At 22.8% G+C, this 16,633-nt stretch carries 15 protein-coding genes and 1 tRNA gene; 12 read left to right on the plus strand and 4 right to left on the minus strand.

Annotation, left to right across the window (positions count from 1 at the left end):
- Nucleotides 1-9: 9 nt before the first annotated feature.
- The 10 genes from atpG (at nt 10) to ilvA (ending at nt 11,384) form a co-directional block, all read left to right on the plus strand.
- Entirely contained in the window at nt 10-876 is an 867-nt protein-coding gene (gene atpG, locus H0H36_RS00385; protein ID WP_185869679.1) for an ATP synthase F1 subunit gamma, read from the plus strand.
- Between the two features lie 56 nt (nt 877-932).
- A complete protein-coding gene (gene trpS / locus H0H36_RS00390) occupies nt 933-1,919 on the plus strand; it encodes a tryptophan--tRNA ligase (RefSeq protein ID WP_185869680.1) in 987 nt (328 codons plus the stop codon).
- 88 nt (nt 1,920-2,007) lie between these two features.
- On the plus strand, nt 2,008-2,613 hold the full coding sequence (locus H0H36_RS00395; RefSeq protein ID WP_185869681.1) for a nucleotide exchange factor GrpE: 606 nt from the start codon (nt 2,008-2,010) through the stop codon (nt 2,611-2,613).
- Between the two features lie 12 nt (nt 2,614-2,625).
- Complete coding sequence (locus H0H36_RS00400; RefSeq protein ID WP_185869682.1) at nt 2,626-3,744, plus strand: DnaJ C-terminal domain-containing protein; 1,119 nt, start codon at nt 2,626-2,628, stop codon at nt 3,742-3,744.
- Between the two features lie 138 nt (nt 3,745-3,882).
- On the plus strand, nt 3,883-5,058 hold the full coding sequence (gene mnmA / locus H0H36_RS00405; protein ID WP_185869683.1) for a tRNA 2-thiouridine(34) synthase MnmA: 1,176 nt from the start codon (nt 3,883-3,885) through the stop codon (nt 5,056-5,058).
- Nucleotides 5,059-5,311: 253 nt separating this feature from the next.
- Nucleotides 5,312-6,997: a dihydroxy-acid dehydratase gene (ilvD, locus tag H0H36_RS00410; RefSeq protein WP_185869684.1), complete on the plus strand. Its 1,686-nt coding sequence runs from the start codon at nt 5,312-5,314 to the stop codon at nt 6,995-6,997.
- Between the two features lie 4 nt (nt 6,998-7,001).
- The gene (ilvB, locus tag H0H36_RS00415; RefSeq protein WP_185869685.1) at nt 7,002-8,696 is read left to right on the plus strand and encodes a biosynthetic-type acetolactate synthase large subunit; all 1,695 of its coding nucleotides are present in this window, start codon (nt 7,002-7,004) and stop codon (nt 8,694-8,696) included.
- Between the two features lie 13 nt (nt 8,697-8,709).
- Nucleotides 8,710-9,021 carry an acetolactate synthase gene (locus H0H36_RS00420; RefSeq protein WP_185869686.1) on the plus strand — a complete coding sequence of 104 codons (312 nt, stop codon included), beginning with the start codon at nt 8,710-8,712 and terminating at the stop codon, nt 9,019-9,021.
- A 16-nt stretch (nt 9,022-9,037) separates the two neighbouring features.
- Nucleotides 9,038-10,078 carry a ketol-acid reductoisomerase gene (ilvC, locus tag H0H36_RS00425; protein WP_185869687.1) on the plus strand — a complete coding sequence of 347 codons (1,041 nt, stop codon included), beginning with the start codon at nt 9,038-9,040 and terminating at the stop codon, nt 10,076-10,078.
- Nucleotides 10,079-10,118: 40 nt separating this feature from the next.
- Nucleotides 10,119-11,384, plus strand: a complete 1,266-nt coding sequence (gene ilvA, locus H0H36_RS00430; protein WP_185869688.1) for a threonine ammonia-lyase — start codon at nt 10,119-10,121, stop codon at nt 11,382-11,384.
- Nucleotides 11,385-11,391: 7 nt separating this feature from the next.
- Here the strand turns inward: ilvA and H0H36_RS00435 are convergent.
- A tRNA-Leu gene (locus H0H36_RS00435) sits at nt 11,392-11,477 on the minus strand.
- Between the two features lie 47 nt (nt 11,478-11,524).
- Here H0H36_RS00435 and dapB point away from each other — a divergent pair.
- Together dapB and lepB are read left to right on the plus strand one after the other, a co-directional pair.
- Complete coding sequence (gene dapB / locus H0H36_RS00440) at nt 11,525-12,229, plus strand: 4-hydroxy-tetrahydrodipicolinate reductase (protein ID WP_185869689.1); 705 nt, start codon at nt 11,525-11,527, stop codon at nt 12,227-12,229.
- A gap of 12 nt (nt 12,230-12,241) precedes the next feature.
- Nucleotides 12,242-13,729: a signal peptidase I gene (gene lepB, locus H0H36_RS00445; RefSeq protein WP_185869690.1), complete on the plus strand. Its 1,488-nt coding sequence runs from the start codon at nt 12,242-12,244 to the stop codon at nt 13,727-13,729.
- Here the strand turns inward: lepB and H0H36_RS00450 are convergent.
- Genes H0H36_RS00450 through ribH form a run of 3 tightly spaced genes read right to left on the minus strand, consistent with a single transcriptional unit; the run spans nt 13,688 to nt 16,629 of the window.
- Nucleotides 13,688-14,377 carry a rhomboid family intramembrane serine protease gene (locus tag H0H36_RS00450; RefSeq protein WP_185869691.1) on the minus strand — a complete coding sequence of 230 codons (690 nt, stop codon included), beginning with the start codon at nt 14,375-14,377 and terminating at the stop codon, nt 13,688-13,690. The genes lepB and H0H36_RS00450 overlap by 42 nt on opposite strands.
- Nucleotides 14,374-16,146 carry a DNA mismatch repair endonuclease MutL gene (gene mutL / locus H0H36_RS00455; protein ID WP_185869692.1) on the minus strand — a complete coding sequence of 591 codons (1,773 nt, stop codon included), beginning with the start codon at nt 16,144-16,146 and terminating at the stop codon, nt 14,374-14,376. Before mutL ends, H0H36_RS00450 begins: the two co-directional genes overlap by 4 nt.
- Complete coding sequence (gene ribH / locus H0H36_RS00460; RefSeq protein ID WP_185869693.1) at nt 16,147-16,629, minus strand: 6,7-dimethyl-8-ribityllumazine synthase; 483 nt, start codon at nt 16,627-16,629, stop codon at nt 16,147-16,149.
- Nucleotides 16,630-16,633: the final 4 nt, after the last annotated feature.

Raw genomic sequence — 16,633 nt, forward strand, 5'->3', positions numbered from 1 at the left:
AAATTATTTATGGATAATACAAAAGAGATCAAGAGAAGAATTTTATCAATAGAATCGGTTATAAAAACTACTGAAGCAATGAAAATGATCTCTGTTGTTAAATTAAAAAAATCCAAAAATAAGCTAATACAAGCAAAAATTTATTTAGATTATATTAAATCATTTTTTTTAGATTTTGAAAAAGATTTTTTAATCAAAAAAAAATATTTTTTTTCTTCAATAGGAAAAAAACTATTTATTATATTTACTTCTAATCGTGGTTTATGTGGTTCTTTTAATTCCTTAATTTTTGAAAAAATTAATCAAATTTTAAAAAAAGAAAAAGATCCAAATAAATGTATTTTTTTTTCTATAGGTAAAAAAGGGTTTTCTTTTTTATCAAAAAAATACAATATGTATGAAATCAATAACAGCATATATGATTACATGAATATATTTTCTTATGAAGAAAGAATTAATTTTGTTAAACAATTAATTAAAGATTTTTTTAAAAAAAATTTTTCTTCAATTTATTTAGTATATAATAGTTTAAAAAACTCTTTATTTCAAGAAATAATAGTAGAAAAATTTCTTCCAATTGTTATAAAAGATTTAAAAAATACAAAAATATCATTTTCTATTTTAGAACCTTCTAAAGAAATCATTTTAGAATATATAATTTTAAAATTTTTAAATGCAAAATTATTAAAGATCTTTTTAGAGTCTATTGCATCAGAACATACAGCACGTATGATATCTATGCATAAAGCTACAGAAAATGCATTTGATATTAAAAATAATTTAATGTTAAACTATAATAAAGAAAGACAAACTAATATCACTAAAGAAATATTAGAAATAATAGGAGGTTTAGAATCAATAAATAATGAAAAATAAATATTTTTCATTATTTATTATACATTTGTTTTTAACAATGTAAATTTTTTAAAAAAATGGAAAAAATGTTAACAGGTATTAGAAGTACAGGTACTCCTCATTTAGGAAATATCTTAAGTGTTATAATTCCATCTATAAATATAGCTAATAAAAAAAAAAATACTTCATTTATATTTATAGCTGATTTACATTCTTTGATTAATATAGATAATTTACAAAATATTAAAGATAATACTTATAAAATTGCAGCTGCATGGTTAGCTTTTGGATTAAATACAGAAAATTGTCTTTTTTATAGACAATCTGATGTTACAGAAGTAACTGAATTAGCTTGGTATTTTAGTTGTTTTTATCCCTATAAAAGACTTACATTAGTTCATACTTTTAAAAATGAAATTGAAGAAAATAAAAATAAAATAAATACAGGATTATTTATATATCCTATTTTAATGTCTGCTGATATTTTATTATACAACGCAAAAATTATTCCTGTTGGAGAAGATCAATTACAACATATTGAAATAGCTAGACGTATAGCTAATTTTTTTAATAAAAAAGTAGGAGAAAAAATTTTTATACAACCTAATGCTTTTTTACAAAAAAAAACAATGTCTGTTCCTGGAACAGATGGAAAAAAAATGAGTAAATCTAAAAAAAATTATATTAATATTTTTTCATCAGATGATCTTTTAAAAAAACAAATAATGAATATATATACAGACAATAAATCTTTAGAAGAAAAAAAAAATCCTGAAAAAGATAATATAATGTCTTTATATAAATTAATAGCTCCTTTGGATAAAATAGAAAAAATGAAAAACAAATATATAAAAGGAGGATATGGATATTTAGATGCTAAAAAAGCATTATATGAACTTATTATACATAAATTTTCAGTAGAAAGAGAAAAATTTTTTTCTTTTATAAAAAATAAATCTTTATTAGATAATATTCTTTTTTCAGGAGCTAAAAAAGCAAAAAATATAGCTAATAAAAGATTAAATTACATTAGAAAATATTTGAATTTCAATTCTTTATTATAAATTTTATATATAAAATATGTCATAATGTCATAATTATAAATAGTGGCAAATCTTTTGCTATTAATTATGTTTAAAATATTTTTATATTATGGATATTAATCAAAAAAAAACTGAAAAGAAAACTGAAAAGAAAACTGAAAAGAAAACTGAAAAGAAAACTGAAAAGAAAACTGAAAAAAAAGTAGATTTATCTAATAATAAAAATGATATTACTAACGTAAATTATTCTTGTAAAGAGGATCTATCTGAAATAGATATTTTAAAAAAAAAATTAGAAGAGGAAAAAAATAAGTTTTTACGTCTTTTTGCAGAATTAGAAAATTATAAAAAACGTATTCAGAAAGAAAGATTTGATATTTTTAGAGCAGTTCATGAAGAAATTTTTATAGATTTAATTCCTATTTTGGATGATTTTGAACGTGGTCTTAAAGAATTAAAAAAATCTAAAGATGAATTCCTTATAAAAGGAATATCTTTGATACAAGAAAAATTTATTAAAATTTTAAAAGAAAAAGGATTAAAAAAAATTAAAATAAAAAAAGGAGATGAATTTAATACAGATTTACACGAAGCTATATCACAAATACCAACAATAAAAGAAAATTTAAAAGGAAAAATTATAGAAATAATAGAATCCGGATATTTTCTAAAAGAAAAAGTGATAAGACATGCTAAAGTTGTTACTGGAAAATAATAATATATTTTCATGGTGAAAAAAGATTATTACGAAGTATTAGGTATTGCTAGAAATGCTTCTTCAGAAGAAATTAAAAAAGCCTATAGAAAATTAGCAATAAAATATCATCCAGATAAAAATTTAGATAATAAAAAAAATGCAGAAGAAAAATTTAAAGAAGCGGCTGAAGCTTATGAAATTTTAAGCAATACAGAAAAAAGGAAACGTTATGATAAATTTGGACATTCTGGAGTGAAAGGAAGTAGTTCAAGTTCAGAAATGAATATGGAAGACATTTTTGCAAATTTTGGAGATATTTTTGCAGATGCGTTTGGTGAAGGTTTTTCTAGTTTTGGATTTGGAAGATCTGCTAGACATAAAACAATTAAAGGAAGTGATTTAAGAATCAAAGTTAAACTTTCATTAGAAGAAATAGCTAATGGTATAGAAAAAAAAGTAAAAGTAAAAAGATTGAAAGTAGCTAAAGGTATAACAATTAAAAATTGTTATTATTGTAAAGGAGTTGGACAAACAACACGTGTAACTAACACTATTCTAGGAAGAATGCAAACTACTTCTCAATGTCATTCCTGTTCTGGAATTGGAAAAAAAATTGAAAATATACCTTATGGAGCGAATAAACATGGATTAATAAAAGAAGAAGAATTAGTAAATATAAAAATTCCTGCTGGACTTACAGAAGGTATACAATTAAAAGTTTCTGGAAAAGGAAATGAAGCTCCTTTTGGTGGAATACCAGGAGATTTAATAGTATTAATTGAAGAAATTGCACATCCTAAATTAAAAAGAGAAGGAAATAATCTTCATTATGATTTATACATATCATTTCCAGATGCTATATTAGGAGCTTCAAAAGAAATTCCTACTATTAATGGAAAAGCTAGAATAAAAATAGATCCAGGAACACAATCAGGAAAAACTCTTAGATTAAAAAATAAAGGATTACCTAATATTGAGGGATATGGATATGGTAGTCTTTTAATTCATGTTAATGTTTGGACTCCAAAAAAAATTAATGAAGAACAAAAAAAATTTTTTGAAAAAATGAGAAAAAATGAAAATTTTCTTCCACATCCAGGAAATTCAGAAAAATCTTTTTTTGATCGTGTAAGAGAAATGTTTTCTTAATAAATATTTTTAACGATAAATACACATTTTTACTATAAATTAAATTTATTCATTACATATTTCATATGTTATTTTAATAGTTTGTATTAATTTATCGTTTATTTACTTAAAATTTTTTAAAAAAATTAATAACTTTTTATGCAAAAAAAAGTGATAGTAGGACTTTCAGGAGGTGTAGATTCAAGTGTTGCTGCGTTAATTTTAAAAAAAATAGGTTATAAAGTAATTGGTTTATTTATGCATAATTGGGAAGAAAAAACAAGTAAATGTACTTGGATAGAAGATAGTATTGATGCGATGTTGGTTTCTAACCAATTGAATATCCCTTTTCAAATAGTAGAAATGAAAAAAGAATATAAAAAATATGTTATTAATTATATGTTCAAAGAATATGAATTAGGTAATACTCCTAATCCAGATATTTTATGCAATAGAGAGATTAAATTTAATATTTTTTTGAAAAAAGCTATTGATTTAGGTGCAGATTTTATTGCTACAGGTCATTATGTCAATAAAGAAAAAATTATAAAAAATAATAAAATTATTTATCGTCTTTCAATAGGAAAAGATCTTAATAAAGATCAATCATATTTTTTATGTCAATTAACACAATATCAATTAAAAAAATCTCTTTTTCCATTAGGATTATTTACAAAAAATCAAGTACGAAAAATAGCAGAAAAAAACGGTTTGTGCAATGCTCATAAAAAAGATTCACAAGGATTGTGTTTTATAGGAAAAATTAAATTACCTGAATTTCTTCAAAAAAAAATTTTACCAAAAAAAGGAGAAGTTGTATGTATTAATTCTAATTCTTTAATATATAAAAAAAAAATAATTTTTTCTTCTTTAGAAGAAGAATTATTTTTTTTATCTAGAAAAAGAAAATATAAAAAATCAGATGGAAAAGTAATTGGATATCATAAAGGAGCTTATTTATTTACTAAAGGTCAACGTAAAGGAATAGCCATAGGAGGCTATAAAAAAGCTCTTTTTGTTATTGAAACAGATGTAAAAAAAAATATTGTTTATACCGGATTTGGAAATAAACATCCTGGATTATATAATAAATCTTTATTTATTAAGGAAAAAGACATTCATTGGATACGAGAAGATCTTGCACTTTTTGAAGGAGAAAAAATGGATGTATTTTCTAGAATTCGTTATAGACAAGTTTTACAAAAATCTAAATTACATAAAATAAAAAAAGGAATGTTAATTGAGTTTGAAATTATGCAATGTGCAATAACAGAAGGACAATTTGCAGTTTGGTATCTTGGAAAAGAGTTAATAGGTTCAGGAATTATTTCATAATTTTTATGATTATAATCATAAATAATATTTTTATAAAATTTATAATATATTCATTAATAAAACAAAAAAATAATGATATTATAAAAATAAATACCTAAAATATTCTTTTATATAATATATTTTTTTCATATTTTTGCATATTATATAATTTAATAATTCAGTAGTTTTATAATAAAAAAAAACTACTAAAAATTGTTGATATTTCTATCCCTATTGGTTATTCAGTAGGGGTTTTTGATTTATAAAACATTTCATGAAAAAAAGGATTAATCATTTTAGCAAAAAAATAACAGAAGAACAAAATTTACCTGCAGCACATGCTATGTTATATGCTACAGGAATGAAAGAATCTGATTTTTTAAAAGCGCAAATAGGAATAATAAGTAATTGGTATGAAGGAAATCCTTGTAACATACATTTAGACCAATTAGCAAAAAAAATAAAATCATCAATAAAAAAACGTTATTTAATAGGATTTCAAATTACTACTATTGGAGTAAGTGATGGTATAACTATGGGGACATCAGGTATGAGATATTCACTACCTTCTAGAGAATTAATAGCGGATAGCATAGAAACAGTAATAGATTCACATTATTATGATGGAGTCATATCTATTCCTGGATGTGATAAAAATATACCAGGATCTATTATAGGTTTACTTAGATTAAATAGACCATCTATTATTGTATATGGAGGTTCAATTTCTTCTGGTTATTACAATGGTAATAAATTAGATATTGTATCATCTTTTGAAGCTTTAGGAAAAAAAAAATCCTGTAAAATAACTGAAATAGAATATAAAAATATAGTAAAAAATTCTTGTCCAGGACCAGGAGCCTGTGGTGGAATGTATACTGCAAATACGATGGCTTCTGCTTTAGAATGTATGGGAATGATGCTTCCTTATTCATCTTCCTCTCCATCAACAAGTAAAAATAAAATAGTAGAATGCGAAGAAGTTTCTAAGTATATTTTAAATTTATTAGAAAAAAATATAAAACCAAAAGATATAGTAACAAAAGATTCTATAGAAAATGGAATAAAATTAGCTATATGTTTAGGAGGTTCTACTAACTTAGTTTTACACTTTTTAGCTATTTCAAAATCAGCAAATATTAATTTTTCTTTAAAAGACTTTCAAAGAATTAGTGATCAAATTCCTCTTATTGGAAATTTAAAACCTAGTGGAAACTTTCTTATGGAAGACATTCATATGTATATTGGAGGAATACCTGTTATTATAAAATATTTATTAAATGAAGGAATATTATCTGGTAACTGTTTAACAGTTACTGGAAAAACATTATCTGAAAATATGGAAAATGTTCCTAATATTAATTTTAGTCATAAAATAATTTATCCACTTGATAATCCTATTAAAAAAAATGGACATATAAGAATTTTATATGGAAATCTTTCTCCAGAAGGATCAGTAGCTAAGATTACTGGTAAAGAAGGAACTTTTTTTCGTGGTAAAGCAAATGTTTTTAATTCAGAAGAAGAAGCTAATATAGCTATTTTGAATAATCAAATTTATTCTGAATCAGTAATTGTTATAAGATATGTAGGACCTAAAGGAGGTCCTGGAATGCCAGAAATGTTAAAACCTACATCTTATATTATGGGATCAGGATTAGGAAAAAAAGTAGCTCTTATTACAGATGGTAGATTTTCAGGAGGATCACATGGTTTTGTTGTAGGACATATTACTCCAGAAGCATTATCTGGAGGATTAATTGCTTTTGTAAAAAATGGTGATTTTATTAAAATAGATGCAGAAAAAAATACTATTACTCTTGAAGTAGATGAAGAAGAAATACAAAAAAGAAAAAAATCATGGACTCCACCTTCATTAAAAATAAAGAAAGGATATTTATATAAATATGCTAAAATAGTATCTCCAGCTTCTCAAGGATGTGTTACAGATGAATTTTAATTTTATGGAAAATCAATTATTTTCTGGTTCAGAAATAGTAATAAAAGCGCTATTATATGAAGAGGTTGAGTATATATTTGGTTATCCAGGTGGAGCTATTATGCCTATATATGATTCTTTACATGATTATTTAAATATGATATCGCATATATTAATGAGACATGAACAAGGTTCTATTCATGCGGCTCAAGGATATGCTAGAGCAACTGGAAAAATAGGTATATGTTTTACTACATCAGGACCTGGAGCTACTAATTTGATTACTGGATTAGCTGATGCTTTAATTGATAGTACACCTATTATTTGTATTACTGGACAAGTATCTTCTAATCTTTTAGGAACTGATGCATTTCAAGAAACAAATATTATAGATATATCTCTTCCTGTAACAAAATGGAATATTCAAATTTTAAAAGCTAATGATATTTGTGAATCAATTCAAAAAGGGTTTTTTATAGCAAAAACAGGTAGACCAGGCCCAATTTTAATAGATATAACTAAAGATGCTCAATTACAAAAAACTGAATTTAGTTATTCACGTTGTGAACATATAAAAAATTTTCATCCATTTCCTTCTATAGATTTAAAAAAAATAATAGAAGCAGCAGATTTAATAAATACTTCTAAAAAACCTTTAATTATTGTAGGACAAGGCGTTATATTATCAGAATCAGAAGAAGAATTGAAAAAATTTGTTGAAAAAACAGGAATACCAGTAGCTAGTACTTTACTAGGATTAGGAGCATTAGATAGTACACATTACTTATATGTAGGTATGTTAGGAATGCATGGTAATTATGCTCCAAATATTTTAACAAATCAATGTGACGTTTTAATTGCAGTGGGAATGAGATTTGATGATCGTGTTACAGGTGATATAAATAAATATGCAAAACAAGCTAAAATTATTCATTTAGAAATAGATTATTCTGAAATAAACAAAAATATACTATGTCATATTCCAATTTTAGGAAATTGTAAAACTGCTTTAAAAAAGTTAATTCTTTACGTAAAAAAATCTTCTCATAAAGAATGGGTAAAAAAATTTATTCATTTTAAAGAAAAAGAAGATATAACAGTAATACAAAGCGATTTAAATCCAATAAAAAAAGGAATTACTATGGGAGAAGTTATAAAATGGATTAATTTATATAAACAAAAAAATGCAATTTTAGTAACTGATGTAGGTCAACATCAAATGATAGCTTCTAGATATTTTAATTTTACTTATAAAAAAAGTCAAATAACTTCTGGTGGATTGGGGACTATGGGATTTGCTTTACCAGCTTCAATAGGTGCTAAATTAGGAGCAAAAAATAGACAAGTAATTTGTATTGTTGGAGATGGAGGAATTCAAATGACAATACAAGAAATGGGTACTATATTACAAAATAATATTTCTATAAAAATTATATTATTAAATAATAATTTTTTGGGAATGGTACGACAATGGCAACAATTATTTTTTGATAAACGTTATTCGTGTACAAAGTTAGTTAATCCAAACTTTATAAAATTAGCTAACGCTTATAATATTCAAGCAAAAAGAGTTGAAAAAAGAAATAAATTAAAAGAATCTGTAAAAAAAGCATTATATAATGAAAAAGCTTTTTTATTAGAAATTATAGTAGAAAAAGAAGATAATGTTTTTCCTATGATTCCTGCAGGATCTGCTGTAAATGAAATTCGTTTAACATAAATATTTATATACTATGAAGAATCAATTCAGAATAATAATTTTAGGAGAAAATGAAACAAGATTATTAAGTAGAATTCTTATTCTATTAAATAGAAGAAATTTTAAAACTAATCATATTAATGTATCTAATAATATTGTCAATGGAACTATTGGAAATTGTCAATATGTTTTAGATTTAGAATGTAATGAAGATCAACTAATAAAAGTAAAAAAATTAATTGAAAAATTAATTGGAATAATTCATGTCTATTATTCTAAAATAGAAGGAAAAAATTATAAAAATAATTCTTGGAAAAAAATAAATTTACCATTAGCAACATCTTAAATAAAAAAATAAAATCATGAAAATTAAATTTGGATCTGTTGAAGAAAATATTGTTACAAGAGAAGAATTTTCTTTAGAAAAAGCTAGAAAAATATTAAAAAAAGAAACTATTTCTATATTAGGATATGGTGTTCAGGGACCTGGACAATCACTAAATTTAAAAGATAATGGATTTAAAGTTATAATAGGACAAAGAAAAAATTCTTCTTCTTGGGAAAAAGCTTTAAAAGATGGATGGGAAGAAAAAAAAAATCTTTTCTCTTTAGAAGAAGCTTCTGAAAAAGGTACAATATTAATGTATTTACTATCAGACGCAGGTCAAATATCTTTTTGGCCCATACTTAATAAATACCTTACTAAAGGTAAGTCTTTATATTTTTCACATGGATTTGGATTAACTTTTTTTGATAAAACTAAAATATATCCTTCTAAAGATATAGATATTTTTTTAGTAGCTCCTAAAGGATCAGGAACTAGTTTAAGAAGACTTTTTAAACAAGGAAAAGGAATTAATTCTAGTTATGCTATTTATCAAGATTATAGTGGTAAAAGTTTAGAAAAAGCTATATCAATTGGAATAGGAATAGGATCTGGATATTTGTTTGAAACAAGTTTTAAAAATGAAGTATTATCTGATTTAGTAGGAGAAAGAGGGACTTTAATGGGAGCTATACAAGGAATTTTTGCAGCACAATATCAAATATTAAGAAAAAAAGGACATTCTCCTTCAGAATCTTTTAATGAAACAGTAGAAGAATTAACTCAGAGTTTAATGCCTTTAGTGTCAGAAAAAGGAATGGATTGGATGTATGAAAATTGTTCTACAACAGCTCAAAGAGGAGCTTTAGATTGGTGGAAAAAATTTAGAGATGCTACATTACCAATATTTAATGAATTATATGAAGAAGTTTCTTCAGGAAGAGAAGCTGAAAGAATTATAGAAGCAAATAGTGATATAGACTATAGAATAAAATTAAATAAAGAGTTACAAGATTTAAAAAAAAGTGAATTATGGGAAGTAGGATCTGTTATTCGTGATTTAAGACCAAAAAAATAATTTTTTTCATTTTTATTAACATTATTTATCTTTTAAAAGATTGAAAAATAAATTACAAGGATATTTCCCTTCTTATGAAGATGTAATTAGAGCTAAAAATATATTAAAAAATATTATTTATGAAACTCCATTACAAAAAAATTTTCTTTTATCAGAAAAATATAAAGCTAATATTTTTTTGAAAAGAGAAGACTTACAAATTATTCGTTCATATAAAATTAGAGGAGCTTATAATAAAATAAAAAGTTTATCCCATATAGAACTAAAAAAAGGAATTGTTTGCGCAAGTGCAGGAAATCATGCACAAGGAGTAGCTTATTCTTGTAATATTTTAAAAATACCAGGTAAAATTTATATGCCTAGTACTACGCCTAAACAAAAAGTAGAAAGAGTAAAAATGTTTGGAAAAGAGTATGTTGAAATAATTCTTATTGGAGATACTTTTGATTCAGTTAGTAATGAAGCAATAAAATATTGTAAAAAAAATGCAAAAATATTTATTCATCCTTTTGATGATATTAAAATTATTGAAGGACAAGCTACTGTAGGTTTAGAAATTTTACAACAATCTATTTTAGATATAGACTTTATTTTTATTCCTATTGGAGGAGGAGGATTAGCTTCTGGTATAGGAAGCCATTTTAAACAATTTAGTCCAAAAACTAAAATTATAGGAGTTGAACCTAAAGGTGCTCCATCTATGAGTTTTTCTTTAAAAAAAGGAAAAGTGATAGAATTAAAAACAATAGATAAATTTATTGATGGGGCTTCGGTAAAAAAAGTTGGAAACTTAAATTTTAATATATGTAATCAAGTATTACATGATATAAAAACAGTTCCAGAAGGAAAAGTTTGTACAACTATTTTAGATTTATACAATTTAGAAGCTATTGTAGCAGAACCAGCTGGAGCACTTTCAATAGCAGCTTTAGATTTTTATTCTGAAAAAATAAAAGATAAAACTATTGTTTGTATTTTAAGTGGAGGTAATAATGATATTACTAGAACAGAAGAAATAAGAGAAAGATCTTTATTATATGAAGATAAAAAACATTATTTTATAGTTAAATTTCCACAAAGAGCTGGAGCTTTAAAAGAATTTGTAAATAATATTTTAGGACCAAAAGATGATATAGCTTATTTTGAATATTCTAAAAAAACTTCTAAAGAAGAAGGTCCAGCTATTATAGGAATAGAATTAGCAGATAAAAATGAATTTTCTGTATTATTAGGAAGAATGAAAAAACATAGAGTTCATTTTCAATATCTAAATAAAAATCCAGATTTATTTCGTGTACTTATTTAAATTTATGTACCCACGACTGGATTTGAACCAGCACATCCTAAATAGGATACCACCCCCTCAAAGTGGCGTGTCTACCAATTTCACCACGTGGGCTTATTTTTTTAAATAAGTTAAATTTTTATTAATTAAAAAAAAAATATATGAATATAGCAATAATAGGATATGGAAAAATGGGTAAAACTATAGAAAAAATATTAAAAATTAGAAATCATAATATTTCATTATGTTATGATGAAACTCCTACTTCATTTTTATTAAAAGGAACAGATGTAGCAATAGAGTTTAGTGAACCTTATTCTGCGTTTAATAATATTCTATTATGTATAAAAAATAATATACCTATAGTAAGCGGAACTACAGGTTGGTTAGAAAAATTTGAAACTATTAAAAAAATATGCATAGAAAAAAATGGTTCTTTTTTATATTCTTCTAATTTTAGTATTGGTATGAATATTTTTTTTGAAATTAATAAAAAATTATCAAAACTGTTGTATCCATATACTAATAATTTTGATGTAGAAATAGAAGAAATTCATCATAAAGAAAAAATAGATAAACCTAGTGGAACTGCAATTTCTTTAGCAAAAGATATCATAAATAATAAAATGAAAGAAACTTGGACAAGTAATGAAAAAAAAACAAAACATCAAATTTTAATTTTTTCAAAAAGATTAGAAAACGAACCAGGAACACATACTATTTTGTATAAATCTAAAATAGAAAATATAAAAATTCAACATAAAGCTCATAATAGAGATGGTTTTGCTTTTGGAGCTATTATTGCTGCAGAATGGATTAAAGATAAAAAAGGAGTCTTTTATATGAAAGATGTATTAGGTTTATAATAAAAAATTTATATGCATCAATATTTTTTTTATAGTAGTATTTTTTTATGTTTTGAATATTTTATTCATATTTTAGGTACATATAATCTTTATAAAAAATTAGGTATAAGTTCTTGGAAAGTTTTTATACCTATATATAATATTTTTATACTTTTAAAAATTTATGGAAGATCTATATGGTATATTTTTTTCTTATTTGTTCCATTAACAAGTATTATTTTATTTTTTATTTTATGGATTGATTTAATTCGATCTTTTGGTAAAACAAAAAAAAAAGATATTATTTTATTTTTATTATCTGCAGGAGTATTATATATTTATTATATAAATTTTTTTGATAAATCTATAAAAGTAAAAAAAATAATAAAAAAAGATAATCATACAGGAATTTTATTAGCAGTAGTCCTTTCTTTTATAACACATATTTATATAGTTCAACCTTTCGTTATTCCTACTTCTTCTATGGAAAAAAGTTTATTAGTTGGAGATTTTATACTGGTTAGTAAAATACATTATGGATTGAGAATGCCTATGGCTCCTATTTTTATTCCTTTTATGCATAATAATATTATTGGTAAGATTAAATCTTATATATCATTTTTTAAATATCCTTATTTTCGTTTTTCTCCTATAGATTTTATACAAAGAAATGATATCGTAGTTTTTAATTTTCCTAAAGATATTAATCATAAAATAATAGACAGAAAAGATAATTATATTAAACGTTGTGTAGGATTACCTGGAGATTTAATTTATATTAAAAAAGGAATTTTATTTATTAATCATAAAAAAGAAAAATCTTTTTTAGAAAAACAAGAATCTTTTTTTATTAAAACTAAAAATATTCCTCTAAATACAGAATATCTTAAAAATGATATGGATATTGAAGATATTGATTTTTTTGGAGAAAAAAATAATGAATATTATTATCAAATTATGTTAACCAAAAAAAAAGCTATTGAAATAAAAAATTTATTTGATAATATAATTTATATAAAAAAAAATATTTTTCCTTTTAATTTTAAAGAACCATCTATTTTTCCAAACCATTTTAATTGGAATAGAGATTTTTTTGGACCATTACATATTCCTAAAAAAGGAGAATTAATTGAATTAAATTTTAAAAATATTCATATTTATCATGAAATTTTATCTTTTGAAAAGATAGAAAAAGTAATTTATAATTCTAAAAAATTTTTTAAAATAAAAAAAAATTATTATTTCATGATGGGAGACAATAGACATAATTCTTATGATTCTCGTTATTGGGGATTTGTTCCTGAAGATCATATAGTGGGTAAACCATTATTTATATGGATGAGTATAGATTGGAATCGTAAAAATCCTTTAAACTTTTTTAATTGGAAATTTCGTTTTAATCGTATTATGACAACAATAGATGGAAAAAATTCTTATTTTATCCATTTTTTTATATTTTCTATTATATATTTTTTATATTTATTTTTTATAAAAAAAACTACCTATAAAATAACCAGATAAAATCCCACCAACATGAGCAAAATGTGCAACTCCAGGTGCTAAATTAAAAATGGATGAAATAATACTTCCAAAAATGAAAATTAAAAGAGCTTTTCTTACAGCTATAGGAAAAGGAAAAGGTAAAATAAAAATTTTATGTTCTGGAAAAAACTTAGCAAAAGCTCCTACTATTCCACTTACTGCTCCAGAAGCTCCCATCATAGGAGAATACATAGAACTATAAAGATTAATTCTTTGATTTTCATTTAAATAATACAATGTTTTTTTAGCTTGTGAAAAATCTAATGTTTGAAGAAAAAAATACATAACACTAGTATTGAAAATAATTTGTAAAAATGCTGCTAAAATACCTGATAAAAAATATATTATCATAAATTTTTTAATTCCCAATAAAGTTTCTATTTGTCCTCCAAACATAAATAAAGCTAACATATTAAAAATTATATGTAAAAAAAGACGTTTAGAATGCACAAACATATGAGTTAAAATTTGATATAATTCAAATCGTCCATCTAAAGGATGATATAGAGAAAGAATACTTTCTATTTTATATTGAGAGAAAACAAATATAGCTGTATATACAAGTATATTAATACTAATTAAATGTTTTACACCATCTGAGTTGATGTTGTTATTATAGTAATTCACTTTTTAAAAATTTTTTCAAAAAATTGTTTTTTTAAAACAAAAAATATAGGTTTTCCTGAAAATGTATAATATGGTTTTTCGCAAGAAAATAAATCTTTAACTAAACTTTCCATTTTATCAGAAGATAATTTAGTACCACACTTTATAGATGCAAATTTTGATATAGAAATAAGTATTTTATTATTATTTTTTTCTTTTTCTCCTTGAATAAAATTATATTTCAAAATATTTTGAAATATATCAACTAATACATTTTGATGTATTTTTTCAGGAATAGAATATAAATAAACATATTCATTAAAAAAATATAAATGAAATCCAAAATCCATAAGATTTTTACTTATTTTTTTTAAATAAAAAAATTCTTTTTTTAGAAGTTTCATTTTTATAGGAAAAAGAAGTAGTTGACTGATTAAATTTTTTCTTTTTTTTAAAAAAAATTCAAATAATATATTTTTATGTGCTCTATGTTGATCAATTATCATCATATCTTCATTATTTAACGAATAAATTATATATTTTCTATTCATTTGAAACATTTTTATTTTTTTTTTAAATGAAACAGAATAATGATATAATAAATCATTTGAAAAATGATGATTTCTAACAATAGAATTAGATTCACTAATATTTTGAAATAAATTTTTTATTTGAAAAACTTTTTTTTTATTGTAAAATGTTTCAATATTATTAAAAAATGAATGATAATAATTAAAATTATCATTTTTAAATGAATTAGAATCAAACGAAATATTATATTTTTTTAATTCTTTATTTTTAACTTCATATTGATGAAATAATACATTCTTAATCTCTTGTTGTATCATAGTCCCTATGATATCCTCTTTTTCTAATTTTACTTCTTTTTTTTCAGGATGTACATTCCAATTTAATAAATTAGAATCTACATGAATAAAAATAAAATAAGAAATTGTTTTTAATTCTTTTAAAAATCCATCATAAGCATGAATAATTTTATTATGCAAAAATATATGAGTAACACTTCTATAATTTATTAATATAAATTGATTTCCTTTTTTTACAGAAGAATCTGGAATACTTACAAATCCTTTTACAAAAATTTTATTTTTTTTTATAAAAATTGGTGAAAAATTCTTTTTTTTATTTTTAAAAATTTCTTCTATTCTTTGTTTTAAAGAAGTCTTTTTCAAAAAAAAAATCATTTTATTATTATGATAAAAGCGATATGTAATATCTCTATGTGCTAAAACTATTTTATAAAATTCATTAATAATATGTAAAAATTCTATTCTAGAAGATTTTAAAAATTGTCTTCTAGCGGGTATTTTATAAAAAATATTTTTTACAGAAATTCTTGTTCCTTTTAACATATTTAAAGGAATTTCTTTTTTTATTTTTCCTTCTTCTATAAAAAGATGAATTCCCATTGAACTTTTTTTATTTTTAGTTTGTATCTCTAATTGAGATATCAGTGCAATAGAAGATAAAGCTTCTCCCCTAAATCCCTTAGTTTTAATTTGGAAAATATCATCTATTTTATTTATTTTTGAAGTAGCATATCTTTTAAAACTCATTTTTGCATCATGAATATTCATACCTTCTCCATCATCTATTAATTGAATTAATGTTTTTCCTGAATTTTTTATAAAAATATCAATTTTTTTAGCATTTGCATCTATTGCATTTTCTAAAAGCTCTCTTAAAACGGAAGAAGGACGTAATATAACTTCTCCTGCAGCTATTTGATTAATTACTTTTTTTGATAAAAACTTAATTAATCCCTTCATTTATTTAATAGATTTTTTAAATAAAGACATATATATAGCTGTTTTAGCACATTCTATACCTTTATTGCCATTTTTTCCACCTGATCTTTCAAAAGATTGTTTCTTATTTTTATCAGTAAGTACACAAAATATAACAGGAACATCATATTTTATATTTATATCCTTAATTCCTTGTGAAATAGATTGACATAAATATTTAAAATGATAAGTATCTCCTTCTATTAAGGATCCTATTACAATAATAGAATCAAAATTATAACAATTTGCTATTTTTTTAGAAGAATAAATTAATTCATAACTACCTGGTACTTTCCAAGTTTTTATTTTTTCTTTTAAAATTCCTAACTGAATTAAAGTATCATATGCTCCTTGATATAATCTATAAGTAATTTCTTTATTCCATAAAGATAGAATAATAGCAAATTTTAAATTTGCATTTTTTATTTTTTTTTTATCTAAAAAATAAATAGGATATTCTTTCATAAAA

Origin of the sequence: Blattabacterium cuenoti (genome assembly GCF_014252395.1) — a bacterium.
Lineage (GTDB): Bacteria > Bacteroidota > Bacteroidia > Flavobacteriales > Blattabacteriaceae > Blattabacterium > Blattabacterium cuenoti_AA.

What these genes read in the sequence shown, in the direction of transcription:
- mnmA (WP_185869683.1), top strand. Translation starts at nt 3,883, where the DNA reads ATGCAAAAAAAAGTGATAGTAGGACTTTCAGGAGGTGTAGATTCAAGT.
- ilvD (WP_185869684.1), top strand. Translation starts at nt 5,312, where the DNA reads ATGAAAAAAAGGATTAATCATTTTAGCAAAAAAATAACAGAAGAACAA.
- ilvC (WP_185869687.1), top strand. Translation starts at nt 9,038, where the DNA reads ATGAAAATTAAATTTGGATCTGTTGAAGAAAATATTGTTACAAGAGAA.
- H0H36_RS00395 (WP_185869681.1), top strand. Translation starts at nt 2,008, where the DNA reads ATGGATATTAATCAAAAAAAAACTGAAAAGAAAACTGAAAAGAAAACT.
- trpS (WP_185869680.1), top strand. Translation starts at nt 933, where the DNA reads ATGGAAAAAATGTTAACAGGTATTAGAAGTACAGGTACTCCTCATTTA.
- lepB (WP_185869690.1), top strand. Translation starts at nt 12,242, where the DNA reads ATGCATCAATATTTTTTTTATAGTAGTATTTTTTTATGTTTTGAATAT.
- atpG (WP_185869679.1), top strand. Translation starts at nt 10, where the DNA reads ATGGATAATACAAAAGAGATCAAGAGAAGAATTTTATCAATAGAATCG.
- H0H36_RS00420 (WP_185869686.1), top strand. Translation starts at nt 8,710, where the DNA reads ATGAAGAATCAATTCAGAATAATAATTTTAGGAGAAAATGAAACAAGA.
- ribH (WP_185869693.1), bottom strand. Translation starts at nt 16,629, where the DNA reads ATGAAAGAATATCCTATTTATTTTTTAGATAAAAAAAAAATAAAAAAT.
- mutL (WP_185869692.1), bottom strand. Translation starts at nt 16,146, where the DNA reads ATGAAGGGATTAATTAAGTTTTTATCAAAAAAAGTAATTAATCAAATA.
- ilvB (WP_185869685.1), top strand. Translation starts at nt 7,002, where the DNA reads ATGGAAAATCAATTATTTTCTGGTTCAGAAATAGTAATAAAAGCGCTA.
- dapB (WP_185869689.1), top strand. Translation starts at nt 11,525, where the DNA reads ATGAATATAGCAATAATAGGATATGGAAAAATGGGTAAAACTATAGAA.
- H0H36_RS00400 (WP_185869682.1), top strand. Translation starts at nt 2,626, where the DNA reads ATGGTGAAAAAAGATTATTACGAAGTATTAGGTATTGCTAGAAATGCT.